The organism is Clostridium psychrophilum, from assembly GCF_018861705.1.
Taxonomy (GTDB): Bacteria; Bacillota; Clostridia; order Clostridiales; family Clostridiaceae; genus Clostridium_AD; species Clostridium_AD psychrophilum.
Genome location: NZ_JAHLEC010000184.1, coordinates 1 through 3,736, shown reverse-complemented (window position 1 = coordinate 3,736; position 3,736 = coordinate 1). Strand labels below are relative to the sequence as shown.

Sequence of the window (3,736 nt, the reverse complement as noted above, 5' to 3'; positions counted from 1 at the left end):
AAAGTCTGGTTAAATTATTTTGTAGATTGGATAAATGAATGTGCAGTTTAGTTATTTGAATGGATAAATTAATTTGTAAATGTTAGGATAAGATAAAGTGTAAATCAACATCTTGCTTCTTATGATTATATGTCCTCAATGATGGATCAAAACAATAGTCAGTATATCTATCCAATCGTCGCTTTATCTGTACAAAACTAAGATTATACTTTTCTCTTGCGAGTATTTGGGTTTCACTTTTACCTTTTTCATTGAATACATTAACAAATTCATCAAAATCTATCGTTATCGCGGTTTTCAATGTTTATGCCTCCTCAAAGTACCTATTTACTCTATGGCTATCGCCTGTTATACTTATTATGTGAGAATGATGAAGAAGCCTATCGAGCACTGCAGTAGCTGCTAATTCGCTGGTAAATATCTCATCCCACTGGTTAAATGGTAAATTTGTTGTTACTATGAGAGAGCTTTTTTCGTATCTTTGCCGGATTAACTGAAAAAAAATGCTCTCTTTTTCTTTATCCATTTTTAGGTACCCTATATCATCAATTATCAATAAATTTACTTTAGACAATTTAACGAACTTTTGTTTCAAAGTACCTAAATGTATTGCGCCATATAGCTCGTCCATTAAATCAATAGCATTTACAAAAAGTACTGATTTACCTTTTTCACAGGCTTTCATGCCTATTGCTTCTGAAAGATGGCTCTTGCCCAAACCAGGTGGCCCAATAAATACTATATTTTCTTTTTTATCCATAAAGCTCAGGGTAAATAAATCAATAACTTCTGTCTTATTTATTTTTTTGGAAAAATTAAAATCAAATTCTTCAATTGTTTTCTGACCTTCAAAATGAGCATTTTTAATGTTCCTTATTCTTAAACGATCCATTTTACCTTGCTCTTCAACCTTTAAAATCTTGTACAAAAATTCTCTATGCCCTATATTATTTTCTACTGCAGCCTGAACTTCTTCGTCGTATCTATCGTGTATATCAGGCAGTTTGAACTGTTTAAGCAAGCGATTTATTTCAGAACTCATTTCATTAGTTTCACATCTCACTTTTGAATTTGCTCTCCTTTCCCATAGTAAGAAAGGTTCCTTACTAATTCTTTTTCATTACTTAAGCTATACTTGTTTTTATTTGCCCTAACCAACGATAAGCCTGCTTTTTCATGTTCGATTATTAACTCTAAGTATTTTTCTTTAATCAACGACTTCATATCATCTATTTTTAAAACATTGTTATCTATGCAGTGTTTGAGGATAATATCTAAATCCGCAACATCGTATAAATCTCTTAATTTTAAAAATTCCCTTGCATGAAAGTGGGCCTGTTTTGTTACCCTAGAAGCCAGTCCATAAAACTCATTTCCATATTTAAATGTTTTTTCAAAAACCCTCCGGATTTCTGGGATAGAATGAGGAACTTTTACTGCAATATCCTTATAATCGTTCTTATCTTCGATTGTTTTATTCTTTCCATCAAGTATACTCCACTTTTTGATTAGAACTAAATCTAAGTCATATATTTCAAGAATATACCCATAAACTATCCTTATCTTTACATTTCTATCCACATATTTGACTGGAACACTATATCTATTAACACCTACCATAACATAAGAATCTGTACTAACAGTTCTTGTCTCTAATTCTGTGTCAATAACCAGCTTTTTACTTAACCTAGTTAAACTATTCTTTTCTTCTTCAAACATCTCATCTGGTATTCTTTTGGTCGTACCATGAATCTTTTTATTCCATGACCTCATAAAATTCTTAATTTCTACATTAAGTACATCAACACTCTTAAAGCTACTGCCTTTAATGAACTGCTCTTCAATATATTGATATGGCTTTTCTATCTTGCCTTTTGTCCTAGGCCTCATTGGGAGGCATGCATTTGGTTCGGTTTTAAGATGTGTAAATAGCTTTAATGCACTGTCGTTATAATCTACTTCTTCGCCTTTTTTATGTCTTATAACTAGGGCCTTTGGATTATCAATAACAATCTCTTTTGTAACTCCACCAAGCTCTATAAATAAGTCCTGTATAGCTTCATAAATAGATACTCCATTAGCTGATAATGAACAAATCGCAGCCTTTTTCCTTGAATAGGATAATATCATGGTAAAGCAATATACTGTTATTTTTTTACCGGCTATAAGCATTACATATTCTCCCCAATCAAATTGTGCCTGATCCCCGGCAGGGGTTTCAAACCTTACAGTAGCCCGTCGACTTATTAGGGCTTTTTCTTCATTTAAGGTACCAAGATATCTATAAATTGGATTTATGGTTCCAGTATATTTTAATTTGCATAATTCATTATAGATCCTGGTACCATTAAAGTTATAATTTTTATCTAAATACCATTCACGAATTATATCTTTGTATTCATCAATTATAGTAGGGCTAACCGCCCTTAAATATCTAGGCTCCACATCCTTCTTTATTAAACTCTTAACAGTATTTTTTGACATATTGAGTTCTCTTGCTATTTGTTTTATTGGTACCCCTTTGTTATACATATTTTTAACTGTATGCCAATCCCTCAAGTCTTTCACCTACACTCTGATTCCTCCTTATGAGCTAATTAATATAATCACTTATAAGGATAATATTTTTAAGTGCTGGGGTCAATATTCAGCGAAAAAGGGGGGGTCAATATTCATTGTATATCAACATTAATATTGAATTAGATTAAAAAGCATACAAGATAATATTAATTGATATGTCTTTTATGTAGTAATAAGATCATTTAAACTCTTACAAAAGGTTAAGTACATTTTTAACACTACCGCATTTATGAACTTTGAGACACATAACTTGAAATTGAGCTTTCACGTCATTAACTTTCCATTGTAATAATAAAAAGAACTGTACAATATATTTGATATATATTTAATGAGCGAATCGAATTTGCTATTTCAAGGTTAAAAGGGTATGGAACTTAACAATTTTTAATAAGAGAGTGACATCTTACAGAGATTAAAGTGAAATGTACAAGCTATATTGTTATTAGAAGACAAACAAGACAAACAAGATAAACAACAACCTAAAACATCAAGTTTTTCTTAATTGTTCATGACCCCCGGGGGTATTTGTGAGGCGAAGGCGAACTTGCTACTGGTTTTATGAGTTTAGTGACCGTCTTTATATGTCACTTCTTGTTTTAGATTCTATCTATGGGAAAGATGAAGAATCAAGAGAAGACGCAAAGAATAAGTTTGGTTTAGAACATGAAATATTAACACTTTTAAGTATGAAACACCGTGTAGAAGATATTGAGTTCGCCGATGAGTATAGAAAAGAAGTAGAAGAAGAATAAAACAGAGTAAATATGGTATAAAACCTATTTTTTATATATCAACCATATAATTGAAGACAAATTCCATCGGAGGTTAGCAAAACAAATTGTGTTTACAATTCGTTCATGACCAACGGGGGTTATAATGAGCGAAGGGAATTTGCTATTGGTTACAATATAGTATACTTGAGGAATCTGATATTTCTAGTATAACAGCGGAAAATATTAATAGTAATTATGAACAAGAAAATGTAGCTGAAATAAAACAATTATTAAAAGTAACTGATGAGCAAGATTTGAAAAAATTTCATTATAAAGATTATAGACCAGCTAGTTAAAGTCAAGTGTAAATTTGCGAAAGTAGTTGTTAATTTCATTGCATAACAAAAAGACCATTGCATAACACGAACAATGGTAAATTTAGT

The 3,736-nt window shown here is 31.1% G+C and carries 4 protein-coding genes; 1 reads left to right on the top strand and 3 read right to left on the bottom strand.

The window, feature by feature from the left end; genetic code table 11:
• Positions 1 to 82: 82 nt before the first annotated feature.
• Genes KPL38_RS18600 through istA form a run of 3 tightly spaced genes read right to left on the bottom strand, consistent with a single transcriptional unit; the run spans position 83 to position 2,568 of the window.
• Positions 83 to 301, bottom strand: coding sequence for a hypothetical protein (locus KPL38_RS18600; RefSeq protein WP_216290626.1), 219 nt, complete (start codon positions 299 to 301; stop codon positions 83 to 85).
• A 3-nt stretch (positions 302 to 304) separates the two neighbouring features.
• Positions 305 to 1,042, bottom strand: a complete 738-nt coding sequence (gene istB / locus KPL38_RS18595; RefSeq protein WP_246578041.1) for an IS21-like element helper ATPase IstB — start codon at positions 1,040 to 1,042, stop codon at positions 305 to 307.
• A 17-nt stretch (positions 1,043 to 1,059) separates the two neighbouring features.
• On the bottom strand, positions 1,060 to 2,568 hold the full coding sequence (istA, locus tag KPL38_RS18590) for an IS21 family transposase (RefSeq protein ID WP_216290624.1): 1,509 nt from the start codon (positions 2,566 to 2,568) through the stop codon (positions 1,060 to 1,062).
• A gap of 539 nt (positions 2,569 to 3,107) precedes the next feature.
• Between istA and KPL38_RS18585 the strand changes: the two genes are divergently transcribed.
• Positions 3,108 to 3,332, top strand: a complete 225-nt coding sequence (locus KPL38_RS18585; protein WP_216290623.1) for a hypothetical protein — start codon at positions 3,108 to 3,110, stop codon at positions 3,330 to 3,332.
• The last annotated feature ends 404 nt before the right edge of the window (positions 3,333 to 3,736 follow it).